This window comes from Paracoccus sp. pheM1, assembly GCF_018499825.1.
GTDB lineage: Bacteria > Pseudomonadota > Alphaproteobacteria > Rhodobacterales > Rhodobacteraceae > Paracoccus > Paracoccus versutus.
In genome coordinates, this window is the sequence record NZ_JAGXCX010000003.1 from 253,990 (window position 1) to 272,427 (window position 18,438).

8 protein-coding genes are annotated in these 18,438 nt (G+C 74.0%); all 8 read left to right on the forward strand.

Annotation, left to right across the window (positions count from 1 at the left end):
• Positions 1-399 (forward strand): GPW/gp25 family protein, encoded by a 399-nt coding sequence (locus tag KF941_RS24045; protein ID WP_072461273.1) that lies wholly within the window; start codon positions 1-3, stop codon positions 397-399.
• Entirely contained in the window at positions 396-2,828 is a 2,433-nt protein-coding gene (locus KF941_RS24050; RefSeq protein ID WP_214274782.1) for a baseplate J/gp47 family protein, read from the forward strand. Before KF941_RS24045 ends, KF941_RS24050 begins: the two co-directional genes overlap by 4 nt.
• 4 nt (positions 2,829-2,832) lie before the next feature.
• The gene (locus KF941_RS24055) at positions 2,833-5,373 is read left to right on the forward strand and encodes a hypothetical protein (RefSeq protein WP_214274783.1); all 2,541 of its coding nucleotides are present in this window, start codon (positions 2,833-2,835) and stop codon (positions 5,371-5,373) included.
• A complete protein-coding gene (locus KF941_RS24060; protein WP_214274784.1) occupies positions 5,370-8,633 on the forward strand; it encodes a phage tail protein in 3,264 nt (1,087 codons plus the stop codon). Before KF941_RS24055 ends, KF941_RS24060 begins: the two co-directional genes overlap by 4 nt.
• Positions 8,634-8,672: 39 nt before the next feature.
• A complete protein-coding gene (locus KF941_RS24065; RefSeq protein ID WP_214274785.1) occupies positions 8,673-11,993 on the forward strand; it encodes a hypothetical protein in 3,321 nt (1,106 codons plus the stop codon).
• Between the two features lie 184 nt (positions 11,994-12,177).
• Positions 12,178-16,593, forward strand: a complete 4,416-nt coding sequence (locus tag KF941_RS24070) for a DUF4157 domain-containing protein (RefSeq protein ID WP_214274786.1) — start codon at positions 12,178-12,180, stop codon at positions 16,591-16,593.
• Positions 16,590-17,198: a hypothetical protein gene (locus KF941_RS24075; RefSeq protein ID WP_214274787.1), complete on the forward strand. Its 609-nt coding sequence runs from the start codon at positions 16,590-16,592 to the stop codon at positions 17,196-17,198. The genes KF941_RS24070 and KF941_RS24075 overlap by 4 nt, the downstream gene beginning before the upstream one ends.
• Positions 17,199-17,431: 233 nt before the next feature.
• Positions 17,432-18,181 (forward strand): type I methionyl aminopeptidase, encoded by a 750-nt coding sequence (map, locus tag KF941_RS24080; protein WP_214274789.1) that lies wholly within the window; start codon positions 17,432-17,434, stop codon positions 18,179-18,181.
• Positions 18,182-18,438: the final 257 nt, after the last annotated feature.

Below are 18,438 nucleotides of genomic sequence, written 5' to 3' on the forward strand. Positions count from 1 at the left end.
ATGGCCGCCCGACATATCGCCGATCCCTTCGCCCTTGGCCCGCCGCTGGTGCGCGCCGGCACCCGGCTGCGCCGCGAGGGGCTGGCCGAGACCGAGGATGCGCATCTCCATGTCCGCGACCGCATCATGGCGGTGCTGTTCACCCGCCCGGCCGAGCGCGTCATGCGCCCGCGCTTCGGCGCGGGGCTGGATGCGCAGGTGTTCCAGAACATCTCTCCGCTGGCGCTGTCGGCCATCGAATACCGCATCCGCGAAAGCCTCGACGCGGTTTTCGCCGGCGAGGTCACGCTGGAGGAGCTGACCGTCGAGGATGGCGGCGACGAGGGCACGGTTCTGGTCTCGATCGACTACGCCCTGCGCGCCGACCGCACGCCCCACCGGCTGGAGGTGGTGCTATGAGCGAGCCGGGCGCCTTCGGACTGCAATGGGGCGAGGCCGAGATCGGGCCGGGCTGGCAGGGAATCGCGGCGCTGAGCTTTTCCGAACCGCCACCGCCGGGCTTTGCCGTGGCCCTGTCGGTGCGGCTGGCCAAGCCGGCCGCGGGCCTTGCGCCCCAGGACATCGCCGTCACCGCGCCGGGCGGCCTGCCGCTGGAGGCCGAGGTGATGCCGGTCGCGGATGGCGACGGCACCATCACCGTCCGCTTCGTCCAGCAGGGGCCGCGCGGCCGGACGCTGGTGCGGCTGCTTTCGGGCGGCGACGACCCGCTCGACCCGTTCTTCGCCGAGGCCGGCTTCGATTTCTTCGTCGCCTGCCCGGCGGGCGATTGCCGCGAACCCGCCGCGCCGCCCCCGCCGCCGGGGGTGCAGCCCGCCATCGACCTCGCGACCAAGGATTTCACCGGCTTCCTTGCGGTGATGCAGAACTGGGCCGCCGCCACCGATCCGAACTGGGCCGGCACCAACCCCGCCTCGACCGAGGCGATGCTGGTCGAACTGCTGGCCCATCATGCCGAGATGCTGTCGCTGCACCAGGACCGCGTCGCGCAGGAGGCGTTCGTCGACACCGCGCGCGAGCGGCTTTCGCTCAGCCGCCATGCCGCCGCGCTCGGCCTGGCGCTGGACGAGGGCGACTCGGCCCTTGCCGTCGTCGCCGTGGACCTGCCGCCCGGCCGGGCGGGCTTCCTGCCCGCGGGCACCCGTTTCGTGCGCGAAGAGGGCATGGGCCGGATCACCGCCACCTTCACCAGCCGGGCCCCCGCCATGCTGGACGCCGCCTGGAATGCCGGGCTGCAACGCGATGCCGACCGCGGCCTGCTGCGGCCGGCGGCCTGGCCCGGCGCGCCCGATGCGATCCTGCCCGCCGGCGCGCGCGAATTGCTGCTGTGGGGCTGGGGCGCGCATCTGCTGCCGGGCCAGCGCATCGCGCTGGTGCAGGGCCGCGCCGCCCATGTCACCCGGATCGCGGCCCTGGCCGAGATCAGCCAGCCGGGCTGGGCCGCCGACCCCTCGGACCCCGCCCACACGCTGCCGCGCGAGCTGACGCGGCTGGAACTGGCCGAGCCGCTGCCCCTGCCCTTCCGGCCCTGGTCGGACCCCGAGGGCGCGCCGCTGCTGATCACCGCGAACCTGGTCGAGGCGATCCACGGCGACCCCGCCAGCGCCGCGAACGAGGAAGGCGCGGCAATGGGCCTGGGCGCCGGCCGGCAGGACGTCGTCACCGCGACCGACCTGCTGACCGGGGCAGTCACGATCCGCGCGCTCAGGACGCCGCAGCCGCAGGTGCTGACGGACGGGGACGGCCGCCCCTCGGTCCGGCTGCATGTCGGGGCCGAGGCATGGGAATGGCAGCCGACGCTGATGAACTCGGCCGGCTTCGACCGCCATTTCACCACCGAGACGGAAGAGGACGGCGCGGTCTGGCTGATGTTCGGCGACGGCAATCGCGGCCGGGCGCTGCCCCTGCCGCCGGGGTCGGGGCCGCGGGCGCTGGCGAACCAGCCCGCGCACCAGCGCATAAGGCTGGACTGGCGGCAGGGCGATGCCGAGGCGGGAAACCTGGGCGCCTTCGCCCTGACCGGCGCGCGCCCGCCGGGCGGCGGCGATGCCGGGGCGGCGGCGGATTTCGCGACGCTGGCGCCGGTCGCCGCGACGAACCTGCTGCCGGCGGCGGGCGGGCGGGCGCGGGTCTCGACCGCCGTTGCCCGCGACCTGATCCCGGAATCGATCCGCAACCCCGCCCGCGCCCGCTGCGTCACCGCCGACGACTACGCCCGCGCGGCCGAGGACATCCCCGGCGTCGCCCGCGCCGCGGCAAAACCGCTGGGAGGGGTGTTCAACACCATCCTGGTCCTTTGCGCCCCGGACCAGGGCGACCGGCTGGACGCGGCGACGGCGGCGGCGGTCCACGCCCATCTCGACGCGCTGCGCATGGCGGGACGCGAGCATGTGCTGGGCGCGCCGGATTACGTGGCGCTGGACCTGCATCTTGTCGTCTGCCCGCGCGCGGGCGCCGGCGCCGCCGCGATCCGCCGCGCCCTGCGCGAGGCGCTGGCGCCGGGCAGCGCGGCGCGGCCGGGCTTCTTCCACCCCTCGCGCCGGGGCTTCGGCGACACCGTGCTGCTGTCCGAACTGCTGGCCGCCGCCGCCCGCGCCCCCGGCGTGGGCGCGGTCAAGGCCGCGACCTTCCGCCCGCTGCGCCGCGCGGGCGCGCCCGCCGTCCTGCCGGCGATCGAGCTGGGCCCGACCGAGATCGCGCAGTTTTCCGGCGACGAGGCGCGGCCCGAACGGGGCCGGCTGACCGTCACCGTCATGGGCACCGACACGCCGCCGCCCGGCCAGGGCTTCGTCGTGGCCGGCCCCGCACCCGAACCCGCAAGCACGGGGTAAAGCCATGTCGCGCCCGCCGATCCATCGCCCCAGCCCCTCGCCCCGCGGCGAAAGCCGCTATTTCGGGCCCGATTTCAACGCATTGGTCGCGCTGGCCGAGGCCGTCGCCCGCGACGGCCACGGCATCGAGATCCCGGCCAAGGGGCGCGGCCTTGCCCGCACGCTGATCGAACTGCCGGCGCTGGTCGCGCATATCCTGGGCGAGCATCAGGGGCTTTATGCGCGCGAAGCCTGCCTCGGCTCGGCCCGGCTGGCCGAAAACCTGACCCGCCATGCCCGCAAGCTGGCCTACAGCCCCGGCCCCGGCGCGGCGGCGACCGGGCTTGCGGCCTTCACCGTCAAGCCCGGCCTGTCGGGCAGCCTGCCGCAGGGCTTCGCCTTGCAGACCTCGCCCCTGGGCGAGGCCAGGGCGCAGACCTTCGAGACCCTGGCCGAGGCGCAGCTCGACGCGCAATGGAACGCCATCCGCCCCGCCGGGGCCGAGATCCCGGACCCGGTCCAGGCCAGCGGCGGGCATCTGGTGCTGCGCCTGAAAAAACGCCACGGGCTGGGCAAGGACGAGATCGTCGTCCTGGACGGCGCGCGCGGGCTCGGCGTCTTTCGCGTCGCCGACGCGATGGAGGGCAGCAGGCCGCCGCAGATCGGGCTGCGGCACATCGGCGGCCATGCCTTTGCCGAGGCGGGCACCGGCGCGGACTGGCTGGCCGGCTATCGCATCCTGGCCCGGCCGCGCCATGACGCGCGGCTGTTCGGCTGGAACGCTCCGGGCGCGCTCTGGCCGGCCGGGGCACTGGCCGCGGCCCAGCCCTATGCCAGCCCGCCGACCACCCAGCCCGCGGGCACCACCGCCTTCGGCTATGTCTCGCCCGCGGCGCTCGGCGATGCCCTGCTGCTTGCGGAAGCGCTGAACGATCCGCCCGCGCCCGGCGACGCGGCCGTGGTGCTTTTCCCCGACCGGGCCGAGGTCTATTGGCTGGAAACCCTGGCCGAGACGGTCGTGACCTTCCTGCGCGGCGAAGTGACCGAACAGCCCAAGGTCGCGACCTCGACCAATGCGGCGGGCGCGGCCGTGGTGTCGGTCACGACCGAAAAGACCGTCACCGAAACCGCGCTTTCCGGCCGGGCGACCACGCTGGGGCTGGCCATGCCCTCGCCCGCCCGGCCGCTGCGGTCATGGACCGAGTTTCCGCTGGACGCCCATGTCCTGACCGGCTGGTCCGAGGTGCTGGAGCTCCTGCCCGCCATCCCGAACCCGGCGCCGCTCCAGCCCGAGTTCGCGGTCGCGGCGGACCTCTCTGCCATGCGCCCCGGCCGCCCGGCGATCCTGCGCCGCGTCTCGACCGGCGAGGCGCGCGAGGCGATCTTCGCCGCGATCAAGCCGCCGGCCGCCGGCAGCGAGGGATGGACCCTGCGGCTGGAAGTGCCGGGCGGCTTTCCCGCGGGCTGGCCGATGGGCGATGTCGAGGTGCTGGGCAATGTCGTCCGCGTCAGCCATGGCGAGGCGAAGCAGGAAATCCTGGGCAGTTCGGACGGGGTGACGCCGCACCAGGAATTCGCGCTGAAGAACGCCCCCGTCACCCGCCTGCCCGGCGCGCTCGGCAGCCGGATGGCGCTGGAGGTGCGCGTCGACGGCGTGCTGTGGGATCTGGCCCCGGACTTCCACGGCGCCGGCCCCGACGCGCGGGTCCATCTGGCCCAGACCGATGCGGCGGGCGAGGTCCGCATCCGCTTCGGCGGCGAGGGGCGGGGCGCGATCCCGCCCTCGGGGCAGCGCAACGTGACCGCCGCCTATCGCTGCGGGCTGGGGGCCGCGGGCAATGCCGGCGCCGGCCGGCTCAGCCGCATCCGCAAGGCGTCGCCGCTGATCGGGGCGGTGACGAACCCCCTGCCCATCGCCGGCGGCGCCGATCCCGCCGGCGCCGACGACATCGCCCGGCAGGCGGTGCGCCCGGTCCGGGTATTCGACCGCGCCGTCTCGATCGAGGACCACGCCGACCTGGCGCTGCTTTTCCCCGGCATCAGCCGCGCCTCGGCCCGCTGGCGCGACGGCGTGGGGATCGAGCTTGTCGCCGCCGATGCCGAGGGCAACGGGCCGGCCGATCTTGCGGGTTTCACCGCCTTCCTGGATGCGCGCCGCGATACCGGGCAGGCGCTGATCGTCGCCGCCCCGCAGGCGGTGGACATCGCGCTGGCCTTGCGGATCGAACGCGACCGCGCCTGGCTGGCCGAGGCCGCGCGGCACGAGGCCGAGGCGCTGTTGCTGGGCGGGCGCGACCTGCCGGGGCTGTTCAGCTTTGCCGGGCGCGAACTCTCGGCGCCGCAATCGCTGTCGGGCCTTTACGCGCAGCTGCTGGATCGGCCCGGCATCGCCGCGGTGCTGGCGACGCGCTACCGCCTGGCCCTGCCCGCGGCGGGCACGGCCGAGGTCGCCGACATCATCCACGCCAGCACCCGGCAATGGCTGCGGCTGAAGCCCTCGGCGCTGGAGATCCAGGTGCTGGAACCCGGCGCCTTGGGCCGCCTGCAACAGGGGGGCACGCCATGAGCTATCCCTATGACCGCGACCACCTGAACCGCACGCGCGACCTGCTCCATGCGCTCGTCCCCGAATACTACAAGCGCCGCGACCGGGCCGCCGCGCTGGCCGAGCCGCCCGAGCCCGCCGAGCTGCTGGCCATGGTCGAGGCGCTTGCCGCCCCCCTGGCCGCCCTGCGCCAATCGGTCGAGGAACTCCATGCCGACCTGTTCATCGAAAGCGCGGGCGAAGAGATGCTGCCGGTGCTGGCCGCCTCGATCGGGCTGGAGCTGGTGTTTCGCGACGCGGACGCGAACCGCCGCAACCTCGGCGCGGCGATGGGCTGGCGGCGGCGCAAGGGCACGCCCGCGATGCTCGAGGAAATGGCGCGGGTGCTGTCCGACCGGCAGGTGGCGCTGAGGGAAGGCTGGAAGGCGCTGATGCTGACACAGGATCTGAACCTGTTGCGCGCCGAGCGGGTGATGGCCGACCTGCGCCCCGCCTCGGTCGCCGACCGCGCCTCGGGGCCCTTGGCGGGGCTGATGCGGCTCTTCGACCCGCGCCCCATCGGCCCCGATTCGGGCCATGTCCATCCGCGGCACCTGGTCCACTGGACCTTTCCGACGCAGCTTCAGCCCCTGCGCCGGGCGGCCTGCCATGAACTGCCCGCAGGCGCGGGGGATCGCCGCTTTGCCTTCGACCCGGACAATGCCTGGCGGCCGCTGCGCGTGCGCGCCTCGGGGTTCGACGACCGCCCCGGCACCGACCGCGTGCCCGACGGGCTGTTCGCCGAGGAACCGGGTGCCTGGTTCGGGCGCGAGGGGCGCTTTGCCGTGCGGCTGACCGGCGTTCCCGCCGCCGCCGTCCGGCCCGCCACGCCCGTCCCACGCAATGCCAGGCGCGATCCGGCCGACAATATCCTGGGCCGCAGCCCCGCCGTGCTGGGCCTGATCGACGCCGACACCCGGCGCTATTCCGGCCCGGTCCAGATCGAGCTGGTCTCGGCCCCGCTTGCCGGCAACCTGCCCGACCTGGCGCTGGCGGAGCTGCGCGGGCAGATCACCGTCGGCCCGGCGGGCCAGGCCGGGACCGCGCCGGGCGCGGGCGATGTCCTCGACAGCCATGCCATGCTGCTGCGCCTGCGCCCCGAGGCCCCCGCCGCCAGCCGCATGATCGGCGCGACGGTGATCGAGGTCGCGGGCAGCGCGCCCTCGGCCGGCCGCGCCGCGGCGGTGGCCGAGCTGGCGCTGGCGGGCTATCTGCGCGGCGCGCTGTATCTGCGCATCCCCGAACAGCGGATCAGCGGCGAAAGGCTCTACTGGATCGGCGCCGACGGCGCGCTGCACGAACCCCTGCCGCTGGCGGCGGGCGCGCTGCCCGGCCGGGCGCTGGCCTCGGCCCCCGTCGGGCCGGTCTGGCCCGAGGCCGAGGGCACCGCCGAGCGCGCGCCCTTCGCCCCGGCGCTGGCCGCCCCCGCCGCCGCGCCCGCGGTGCTGCATGGCGGGACCGTGCTGCGGGCGAACGGCCTGCTGCCAGCGACCCCGGCCACCCGCTGCGCGCTGGTGCTGGCGCTGTCCTTTTTCGCCGGCCAGCGCCGCTTTGCCCCGATGCTGCGGCTGGATTGGAGCGGCCCCGACCCGCGCAGCGCCAGCTGGTCGGCGGTTGGCGCGGACGGCGTGCCGCTGGCCGCCGCCGCGCTGCCCGCGCGTTTCGCCGCGCTTGGCGCGATCCTGGCCGCGGGGCCTTCCGACCTGGCGCTGTCGCTGCGCTTCGAATCCGGCCTGAACGGCGCGGTCATGACCCCCGCCGAGGTCGCCTTTACCGCCTATGACGGCAGCGCGGCGCTGATCCACCTGCCCGAACTCGTCGCCTCGCAGACGGCCGAGACGGCGCCGGACGGCAGCGCCTTCTGGCCGCGCGGCCCGCTGCTGGCCCGGCACAGCCTGGCGGTCCAGGTCGGCGCGGACGGCTCGACCTGGCTTGCGGGGACGACGACGCCGATGCGGCGCAGCCTGGGCGATGCCGCGCCCCTGCCCGGCCCGGTCCCGATCCGGCGGCGCGAGGCGGGCTGGCGCCGGCTGTGTCCGTGGCAAAGCGAATCCGGCCCCGACGTGCTGGAACCGGCCCGGCCGGGGCGGCTGGACATCGACCCGCGCTTCGGGCTTTTCGCGATGAACGCGGGCGACGGCATCGTGCCGCATCCGCCCGCCGCCGGCATCGCCGAGCCGGGCCCGGTGACGGTGGACCTGCAAGAGGGCGCAACCATGCCCATGGGCGCCCTGCCCGTCGACCACCGCCGCTGGCTGGGCCTGCGCCCGGCGCCGACGCGGCTGGTCTCGGCCTCGGGGCATCTTGGCAGCGGCGCCTCGCCGGATCTGCTGGGCCTGCCGCTGCACCGCACGGTCGCGGCGGCGCTGGCGGCGGCAGGCGCGGGCCAGTCCGAGGAGATCATCGAGATCGTCGATTCCGGCTTCTACCCGGCCGAGGCGCTGGCCTGGCCCGCCGGCCCCGCCCGGCTGGAACTGCGCGCCGCGCCCTTCGAGCGGCCGGTGATCCAGGTCGCCTCCTCGGCGCCGGGCGCGGCCAGCTATGACAGCCTGGCGCTTGGCGGCATCGCCCTGACCCGCGCGGGCGCGGCCGCCATGACGCTGGAACTGCCCCCGGCGCAGCAGGTCTTCCTGGGCTTCCTGGGCGTGCTGCGCGCCGACATCACCCTGCGGCTGCGCCTGCTCGAGGCCGCGGGGGTCGAGCGCGCGACGATCCGGCGCTGCATCCTCGGCCCGCTGCTGGTCGATGAACCGGGCGAGATCGACATCGCCGATTCCATCCTCGCCGCGGCCGAGGACATCCAGCCGGCGCTGACCGCGCCGCTGGCACGGCTGGCCAGCGAACGCGCCACCCTGCTGGGCCGGATCGAGGTGGGCCAGGCCGAGCTTTCCGACACCATCGTCGCCGGGCTCCTGCTGGCGCATGAACGGTTTCGCGGCTGCCTGCGCTATTCGCTGGTCGGCCCCGGCAGCCAGACGCCGCGCCGCCACCGCGTGCTGGAAACCGACCCCGCGACCGGCCAGCCGATCCGCCCGCCCTTCGAAAGCCGCGAGCGCCGCGACCCGGCATTCCTGCGGCTGGATGCGCAGGGCGACGGGCGGGTGCTGACCGGCGCTTCGGACGGGCGCGAGATCGGCGCCTTCAACGCCGCAAGGCTGGGCGAGCTTTACGCCGGGCTGGAGCGGCGCCTGGCCGAGCATACGCCGGCCGGGCTGGGAACGGGAATCGTGGCGCGGGCCTGACAGGGCCCGGCCGGACGGGAACGACAGGGAGGACAGGCCATGGAAGGGGATTTTTCGCGCGGACACCGGCCTGACGCCAAGCGCGGGCGCAGCTATCGGCGCGTGCTGCCGCGGCAGGGCGCACCGATCCTCGACAGCGACCTGCATGCGCTGATGGACGCCGGCGACCGCATCGACCGGCAGGGGCTGGCGCATGTCGCCTGCGAAAGCGGCTCGACCGACCTGGGGTTCTTCGTCACGCCGGGGCGGCTTCTGGCGATGTTCGACCCGGTCCTGGGGCAACAGCCGCAGGCGGCGGGCGGCGCCAGCGCGACGCGGGACTTCTCGCGCAAGTATCTGGACCGGCTGCCGGGGCTTCAGCTTGGCGGCGGGGCGGGAACCGTCGCCGTGCCGCTGCGCAGCCCGTTGGCCGCGCCGACGCCCTGCCGGGTCTGGATGCGCGCCGACCAGCCGGCGACGGTGGCGGTCGCGGGCACCGTGCTCAACATCCCGGCGGCCGGCAGCTACGCCCCCTTCGCCGTCACGCTGAACGGGGCGCAGGCCGTCTTCGCCCCCGGCGCGCAGCCCTGCTGGGTCGCCCTGATCGAAACCGAGGCCCCCGCCGCCGCCGCGGCCGTGCTGCATTGGTGCGCAGGCGGCTTCCAGATCGGCGGGCTGCTGGCCGATGCCCGCGAGGCCGCCTGGCCGGACCTGACCGGACCCGCGGCGGACCAGCTGCGCGCCGCCTCGGCCGGGGCGCCGGGCTCGCGCGTCGCGGCCTATCTGGAACTGGCCGAGCGCGTCGTCACCGCCGTCGAGGATCCCGGCCTGCGCGAACAGGCGCTTGGCCCCGGCCGCGAGACGACCAGCCGCTCCGAGGTGGTGGCCCAGGTCAAGCTGGCCCCCGTCACGGGGCTCAGCGATCCCGCGGCCATCGCCGCCGCCTTCGGCCGCCTGACCCTGCCCACGGGCAGCGTCACCTTCGGCACCAGCGCCGGCACCGCCGCCGCCGATCCCTGCGACCTGCCGGTGCCGGGCGGCTACAGCGGCACGGAAAACCGCCTGTATCGGCTGGTCGTGCATGAGGTCACGACCGGCGGCGGCGCGGTCACGCGGTTCAAGTGGTCGCGCGACAATGCGGCGGGGCTGTGGCCCTGCACCCTGATGCCCGACCAGCCGCCGGGCGCGGCCGTCACCCATGTCCGCGTCGGCGCGAACGATCCCTTGCGCGCGGGCGACCTGGTCGAGCTGACCTCGGACGCGATCGAGCGCGGCGACGCCGCCCCCGGCGCGGTCAATGCCGCAGGCTTCCTGCGCCCGCGCAGGATGCAGGGGATGCTGTTCCGGCTGGACGGCGGCGATGTCGTCGCCGGCTCGCTGCGCGAGTTCCGGCTGCTGGACCCGCTGACCGAAACCCCGGCACCGCCCTTCAGCCCCGCGCCCCTGGGCAGCGACGGGCTCAAGCTGCGGCTGTGGTCGGGCCTCCTGGAAAGGCCCGGCACCGGCGCGGCCACGCTGACGCTGGAACACGGGCTGATCGCCGAGGTCGCCGGCGCCTTCGAACCCGGCGACTGGTGGCAGGCCGAGGCCCGCGTGCTGGCGCCCCAGGCCAACGGCCCCGCCGTCACCACCGCCCACGGCCCCGAGCGGCAGTTCGCGCCGCTGGCGCTGCTGGAGCGGGGCGCGGCGGCGACGCCGATGATCCTGCGCGCATGGCTGGACAGGCGCAGCCGCAAGCTGTGCCGGCAAGAGGCCGATTTCACCGGCTACGACGGCGCCCGCGTCGGCACCGAGGCCGATACCGTGCAAGAGGCGCTGGACGAACTGTTCCTGCGCCTGTCGGACGGCTGCGGCGAGATCGCAGTGCCGCCGGGGGCCTCGGTCCAGGCGGTGATCGACACCATTCCCGCGGACGGCAACGCCCGCATCTGCCTGAATGCCGGGGTGCGCGACCTGGCAGCGACCATCGTCGTCGCCGACAAGGGCGACCTGATCGTCGGCGGCATCGGGCCGGGCACGATCCTGCGCGGCAACCTGCGGCGCATCATCCGCTTCGAGCGCTGCCGCTCGGTCGACCTGCGCGACTTCGCGGCCGAGGCGCTGGCGGCAGGCGACGGGGCGGTCATCGACTTCGTCGACTGCGGCGAGGTGCGGCTGGACCAGATCCGCATCACCGCGGCCGGCCTTGCCGCACCCGGCCCCGCGGCCGTGCGGCAGGTGTCGGGGCCCGCCCGCCCGACCCGCCGCTTCGCCATGCGCCGCTGCACGCTGAGCCTGGGGCAGTTCGACAGCGGCGTCACCGCCGCCGATCCCGGCCATGCCGAGATCGAGGACAATGTCATCGCCATCCGCCCCGATCCGCTGAACCTTGCCGCCGAACTCGCCGCCGGGGGCGAGATCCTGCGCGCGGTCGGCGAGGTGCTGCTGGACCGCATCACCCTGCATGACGGCGATGGCGGCTTCGACTTCGTCGGCGGGCCGGTCTTCGCCTTTGCCCCGCCGCCGGGTCCGCCCGTGGTGGCGCGGCACGGCATCGCCATGGCGAACGGCATGTGGGGCCGCGACACGCTGAGCTTCTCCACCCATGCGACGCTGGGCAGCGAGCTGTGGGAGCGGGTCGCGGAAACCAACCAGCCCCCCGGCGGCGCCAGCCACCCGCCCGAGATCATGGACGATTTCCTGCGCGACTTTCGCCGCGACCTGGCGCGCGCGGTCTTCGGCCTGGGCTCTTCGGCCACCATCCCGGCCGGGATGGGGCCGCTGTTCCAGCCCCTGCGCGACGGGCTGACCGCCACGAACGGCCTGGTCCACGGCCGGACCGGCATCACCGTCGCCGCCTCTCGCGGGCCGGCGCGCGGCAAGACGCTGGCCCGCCCGGTCGCCGCGCTGCTGGCCCTGCCGGGCCAGGGCGCGCGCATCCGCGGCAACCAGGTTTCGGGCTTCGCGCAGGGGATCCGCGTCGCCGGCTCTTCGGGCCGGTCGCGGTCGAACTTCATCTTCCTGCGCTCGGTCGAGGTGCAGGACAACCGCATCGACCTGCGCCTGCCCTGGCAGGCCCGCCAGCGCGGCGGCATCTGGATCGGCAGCACCCTGTCGGCGCGGATCAACGGCAACCAGGCCATCGACGCCGGCTATGTGCCACTGGCGGATGGCGAGCAGCCGATCGGGCTGGATTGCGACGGCATCCGCCTGTGGGGCTGGTTCGGGCCGCTGGTCGAGGTCAGGGGCAATTTCTGCCACGGCCCCTCGGTCGGGATACGCTGGGTCAGCCTTGGCAATGACGAGCCAAGCTGGGGCCGCCCCGACGTCTTCATCGGCGCCTTCGCCGACAACGCCTATTCGGGGATGGGCAGTCCCAGCCTGCCTGCGACCCTGCCCTGAGGCGGAGAATTGCTTTGGAGCGGACCCGCGGAAATGCTAGGCTGAAGGGGATCTCGAACCGGGAAACTGCGTTCGAGTCGTCTGGTCGGCGGATGCCGAAGGGTTCAAGTCCCTGGGAGTGGACCGTGCTACGGCTTGGTCCACTTCCTCTTTCCGGCGTGCCCCGCAAGGCGGGAGGCCCAGGATGAAGGCCAGGTCCGGCCCCGTTTCGACCCGTTCGGCCGACGCCTCGCGCAGCCCGGCGGCGCCTGCCCCGGCCCCCGCCCCGGTTTCGGCCCCGGTTTCGGCCGCGACCGGCCACGACAACGCCCCACAACCGCTGAACCTGCTGCAGCGCAGCCTTGTCGGCGGCGCGGCGCTGCCCGCCAGCCTGCGCGCCCGGATGGAAACGGGCTTCGGCGCCTCGTTTTCCGATGTGCGCATCCATACCGGCGGGGCGGCGGCGCAGGCGACGGGACGGGCGCGGGCCCAGGCGCTGACCTCGGGCAGCGATATCGCCTTTGCGCCGGGCCGCTATCGGCCGGGCTCGACGGCGGGCGACAGCCTGATCGCGCATGAGCTGGCCCATGTCGTGCAGCAGCGCCGCTCGGGCGGCGGCGGCGCGGTGCAGGCGAAATCGCTGGTCTCGAATCCCGGCGATGCGGCCGAAACCGCCGCCGACACGGCGGCCGCGACGGTCCTGGCGGGGGGGCGGGCGCAGGTCGGGGCGGCGGGGCAGTCGCTGCGAGGCCGGATCATGCGCCGCGCCCTGGCGGGGGCCGCGCCCTTCGCCGCCTCGCCCGCGCTGTCGCAGGCCCCGGCCCGGCCGGGTGCGGTGGCGCCGGGGGCGGGGCCGGTGCTGACGCCGATGATGACCTCGCAGGTCTCGGCCGCGGGCGGGCAGATTTCGGGCCTGACCAGGCCCGGCGGCCGGCCGGGGGCGACCGCGCCCGCGAGCAAGGCCCCAGACGATTCGCAAACCGCGCGCGGCGAGAACGCGGCCGAGGCGAAGCCCGCGCCTTCGGTCGCCATCGCCGGCGCGCCGGCCGGGGCGGCCGAGACCGCGCCGGACCGCACCCCGCAGAAGAAAAAGGACAGGGACGGCGCGGATCGCCGCCGGACAAAGGACGAGAAGGGCAAGGCCGCGGCTGCCAAGGACAAGGGCGGCCCCCGCGCCAAGGGCGGCGGCGGAGGTGGTGGCGGCGGCGGCGGCGCGAAGCGTTTCGGCCAGAACCTTGGCGACCGCGGCGAAGCCGCGGCGGAAGAGGCGCGGGAACGGCTTTCCGAACGCGCCGACGCCCTGCAGGTGAACGAGGGCGCGGATGCGCGGATCGGCGCCGCGCGGGCCGCGGCAGAGCCCGCGCCGAATGCGGCCGAGGCCGATGGCCAAAGCCAGCAGGCAGGCAGCCTTGCCCAGGCCGCGATCCCCGCCCCCGACGCGGCGGCGGCGCAGCAAAGGGCGGGGGCGGCGCTGGCCTCGGCCGCGCCCTCGACCATCGAGGAGCTGGATAATTTCGCCGGGCCGGGCGGCGCGGGCACGCGCCAGCAGATCAGCGCGCAGGTCGCCGCCGAGGCCGGCCAGCAGGCGGCGCCGGTCCAGTCCTCGATGTCGGCGGTGCGCGACCCGCCGGCCGGCGCGGCCCCGCCCCCGGCCGTGCCCCAGCCCGCGCCCGTCGCCGCCCCGGCCACGGCGGCGCCGGGCCTGACCGGCGCGGCGCCCCCCGCGGTGCCCGAGGAATCGCTGGACGCAAGCGAGTTCCGCGAAGCCGCCGACGAGGCCTTGGCCGAACATGACGTGGACGACGCGACCCTGGCCAAGGCCGAGGAAGGCCCGCTGCGCGCCATCGGCGACGACAAGGACGAGCTGAACGAGAACGTGGACGGCGCCGCGACCGACGCCCGCGCGACCGAGACCGCCGCCACGCAAGAGGCCGCAGCGGGGCTGGCCGCGACCGAGGCCGAAAGCGTCGGCGGGATGGAGGCCGGGCGGGAGGCGGCGCAAGAGGCGGTGAGCGGCGAGCAGACCGGCACCCGCTCGGGCGAAGAGACCGGCCAGCGCAGCCTGGCCGAACAGATCAACGCGACCTATGCCACCGCCGAGGGGCAGGTGAACGAAAAGCTGGGCTCGCTGGAAAGCGATGCGGTGCAAAGCTTTCGCGACCGCCAGGGCCAGCGGCTGGAGGCCTTTGCCTCGGGCGTCCGGGCCGATCTGGAGGCGTTCAAGGCGCGGCGCTATACCGGCGCCAAGGGGCTTTACAACCGCGCGCGGGACTGGCTGCTGTCGATCAACAGCCTGCCCGAGGTCAAGGCACTCTACGACCGCCACCGCAACCAGTATATCGCCGACATCGACGCGCTGCTGAACGAGATCCGCGGCAGCATCCAGCGCACCATCGACGACTGCAAGGCCATCCTGGCCGAGGCGAAGGCCGCCATCGACCAGCTGGTCGAGGCCAACAAGGGCAACCTGGACGCCGAGGCGCAGGCGGCGTTGACCCGCGCGCAGGCGCAGTTCCAGGCGATGGAAAGCCGCATCGAGGCGACGCAGCGCGCCGCCCTTGCCGCGCTGGACCGCGAACGCGAGCGCGCGATCCGCGAGATGGATGCGAAGCTGGCCGAGATCCAGGCCGAGAACGCGGGCCTCGTCGATCGCATCGCCGCGGCGATCAAGGCGCTGGCCGATGCGCTTGGCGAGTTCATGGCGCTGATGGCGCGGGTGACGCGGATGGGGATCGGCGCATTCCTGTCGGCGGCCGGGTCGCAGGCGCAGGAAGGGGTCAAGAACCACCTGTGGGATTCGCTGAAGGAAGCCTTCAAGGAATGGTTCTTCAACAAGGTTCCCGGCCTGCAGCTGCTGATGAACCTGCCGCCGAACTGGGTCGAGATGCTGACAGCGCTGGCGACCAGCATGATCGGCCTGATCACCGAAAGCCTGCCCCTGCTGATGCCCGCGATGGCGGGCGCGGCGATGATCTGGCTGGCCACCCAGCTTGCGCTGAAGCTGATCCCCGGCGCGGGCGCGATCATGGCGGTGATCGACGCGATCCGCGCGGCCTGGTCGCTGGTGCAGTCGCTGTTCTCGGCCGCCCGCGCCTTCCTGGAATTCGTCATGCAGGTGGCGGCGCCCGGCAATGGCGCGGCGGCCTTCGCGCGCGCCCTGGCGCATGGCATCGTCGCGGCGGTGGACATGGTGCTGACCTTCCTTGGCGTCGATGCGCTGATCCGCCGCCTGCTGGGGGCCATCGCGCGGCCCTTCGGCCGCATCGTCGCCCGCATCCAGCAGCGTTTCCGCCAGTTCATGGAGCGCCGGCGGCGGCGCAGCGGCGAGCGGCGCGCGGGCGGCCGGGGGCGGCGGCGCGACGACGGGGACGACCGCGGCGGCAGCGCCGATGCCCGCCGCCGCGCCCGCGACCAGGCCCGCCGCGACCGCCGCGCCGCGGACCGCCGCCAGCGGGACCGGGATCGCGGCCGCGACCGCAGGCGCGAGCGTTCCGAAAGCGATGCCGACCGCCGGCGCCGCCGCCGCCAGGAGGAAGAGCGCCGCCAGCGCGAACGGCTGGACCGGGCGGTGCGGGCGATCCAGCCGCAGGTCCAGCAACTGGCGCGGCGCGGCGTCTCGCGCCTGGGCCTTGGCGCAAGGCTAACCTTCTGGCGGCTGCGCTATCGCCTGACCTCGCTGGAACGGCAGGGCGATTCCATCGTCGCCCGGATCAACCCATCTTCCCCCGCGGGGCGCATCGCGCAGCTCAGCCCGGCGCGCATCGGCCGGGCGCTGGAGCCGATCCTGCGCGAGGCCGAACGGCTGTTCGAGCAGGAGCGGGCGTCCAATCCCGCCGTTCGCGCCCAGTCGGCCGAGCTTGAGCGGCAGATGCGCGAAGGCCGCGAGGTCACGGCCGGCGCGGGCCTGAACGAGGCCGATGTCGTCTTTGCCGGGCGCCGGTTCCTGTCCGCTCCGGGCCAGTTGCCCCTGCCCTTGGGCCGCGCAAGGTTCGGCAGGTTCTCGGGGCCGTTCCACGCCTCGATCAGCATGCCGGGCAGCCGACCGGCCTATATCCGCGACGTGCGGCGTTCCTCGATGCTGTTCCAGGCGAATGCGCCCGCCTACGAGGGGTTCCGGGCCGAACATCTCGACAGCCCCGACGCGGGCCAGCTGCGCAACGTGGTGGAACCCATTCGCGCGCCGGGCCAGCTTGCGGCGCGCGCCACCGCCCGCTCATTGGAGGAACGCGGCATGATCGACCCGCGGCTCGAGGCGGCGCGCGGCGAATATGCGCCGATGGCGCCGCGCGGCGCCTCGGTCGCCGCCGACCAGGACTTCCGGGGCCGCCAGGACAGGGGCAGCTTCACCCGCGGCCAGATCGCGAGTGCCCGCCAGGCCCGCCACAGGCGCACCGGCAATATCTTCAAGCTTCTCGACCGGGTGCTTCGGCAGCAGGCCGGCGCCATGACGGTGCTGGGCGAGGACCAGGCCCTGCGCGACCTTGCGCAGGCGTTTCGTTCATGGGCATTATCGAACGTAAGCCGCGCAGGCCGCCGCGCCTCGACCCCGGCCGAACAGGCGGCGGCGGCGCAGCAGTTCATCGCCAGCATGGTCGCCTTCCTCAGGAGCCGATACCCATGACCCAGAGCCAGGATGACGACGACCTGCTTTCCTTCGGCAGATATGTCGCGCTCGAGGACGACCTCGACAAGGTCAGGCAAGGCGCGTTCGAGGCGATCCGGCTGCTGAATGCGGAAACGCCGCTGGACCTTTTCACGGTGCCGGACATGGCGGGGGATTCCGCGGGCGCGATCCGCTGGATGGAGTCGCATGACCCCGAGCTTCTGGTGACGCTCACGCTCGACCGGACCAACCGCATCGCCCATGTCGATGCCCAGGCCAGCGACCCCGAGGCCGCCGCCGCGATCCTGCAAGCCTTCGACGCGACCGCAACCTATGGGACGCTGGACCAGCATCTTGCCCTGCTGGCGCGTGACGACAGCGAGCGGCAACTGGTCCGGGTGGCCCTGGCGGCCGTGGGGCAGGACTACGACCAGCGGGTCGCCGATGCCTTTGCCAAGGCCTTCGCCTCGCCACTGGCGGGGCACAGGAGGGCGGCGACCTATGCGGTCCGCGTCTTGGGATGGCCCGTGCTGGCCGAGGCGCTGGCCAAGGCGGAGCCGGACGAGCCGGACGGGGAGTTGCGGCGCCTGATGCGCGCCGTCCTCGATCACAGCGCGCCCTGAAGGCATCCCGTCCCCTGCAACCCGCAAAGCCGCTTTGGCCGGAACCTGCAAAGCCCGCGCGGCTGGCCGCAGCGAAAACCGCCATCCCGCATTCCGAGTGGGTATTCCCCCTGAACCTCCCGGAAGCATCTGGCGAGGTTCGGCGGAGCCCGGTAGCATCGGCGATGCGGGGGATGCCGGCGCTTCCCTGCCGGCCTTGGCCCATCCATCCGCGTCTCAAGGGGAACCACCGCATGACGATCACCAACCAGGACGAACTCGACGGGCTGAAGGACATCGGCCGGATCGTCGCCAACACCATGCAGGCCATGGCGAAGGCGCTGGAACCCGGCATGACCACCGGCGAGCTGGACGGGATCGGCCGCGCGCTGCTGGAACGCGAGGGCGCCGTCCCGGCACCGCAGTCCACCTATGGCTTTCCCGGCGCGACCTGCATCAGCGTGAACGAGGAAATCGCCCATGGCATTCCCGGCGACCGGGTGATCGCGGCGGGAGACCTGGTCAATATCGACGTCTCGGCCTCGAAGAACGGCTATTTCGCCGATACCGGGGCGACATATCGCGTTGCGCCCGTTCGGCCCGCACTGGACCGGCTGTGCCGCGACGGCCGGCGCGCCATGCAGATCGGCATCGCCCAGGTCGGCAGCGGCCGGCCGCTTGCCGGCATCGGCAGGGCCATCGGCCGCTTTGCCGCGGGGCGCGGCTATACGCTGATCCGCAATCTCGCCAGCCATGGCGTCGGGCGGTCGCTGCACGAATACCCCGAGGACATCCCGACCTGGCCCAGCCGAACCGAGAAGCGCCGCATCGACAAGGGGCTGGTGCTGACCGTCGAGCCGTTCCTCTCGGCCGGCGGCCTCTGGGCGACCGAGGGGGATGACGGCTGGACGCTCTACAGCCAGCCCCCTGCCCCGGTGGTGCAATATGAGCATACGGTGGTGGCGACGGATCGCGGGGCGATCGTCGTCACCCTGCCGGGCTGACCATCCCGCCCCCTTCTCCGCAGGAACCGACGGGACTGCGGCAGCGTAGGCATCCATGCATCCTGCGCACCGATGGCCTTGCGGATCGGACTTGCCGCGATGCGATGGCGCAGGGGCAGCCCCTGCCCGGCATCCGCCACCGGACCCGTCCGCGTGCAAACCGAGTCCCACGGGTTCTCCGGCCATGCCGGCTCAGCCAAATCGATATGATATAACATAATGAAACGGCTGGGATTTTGCTGAAAATCGCCCCTTTC

Coding starts and splice junctions, on each gene's coding strand:
- KF941_RS24075 (WP_214274787.1), top strand. CDS start 16,590: ATGACCCAGAGCCAGGATGACGACGACCTGCTTTCCTTCGGCAGATAT.
- KF941_RS24045 (WP_072461273.1), top strand. CDS start 1: ATGGCCGCCCGACATATCGCCGATCCCTTCGCCCTTGGCCCGCCGCTG.
- KF941_RS24050 (WP_214274782.1), top strand. CDS start 396: ATGAGCGAGCCGGGCGCCTTCGGACTGCAATGGGGCGAGGCCGAGATC.
- KF941_RS24070 (WP_214274786.1), top strand. CDS start 12,178: ATGAAGGCCAGGTCCGGCCCCGTTTCGACCCGTTCGGCCGACGCCTCG.
- KF941_RS24065 (WP_214274785.1), top strand. CDS start 8,673: ATGGAAGGGGATTTTTCGCGCGGACACCGGCCTGACGCCAAGCGCGGG.
- KF941_RS24060 (WP_214274784.1), top strand. CDS start 5,370: ATGAGCTATCCCTATGACCGCGACCACCTGAACCGCACGCGCGACCTG.
- KF941_RS24055 (WP_214274783.1), top strand. CDS start 2,833: ATGTCGCGCCCGCCGATCCATCGCCCCAGCCCCTCGCCCCGCGGCGAA.
- map (WP_214274789.1), top strand. CDS start 17,432: ATGACGATCACCAACCAGGACGAACTCGACGGGCTGAAGGACATCGGC.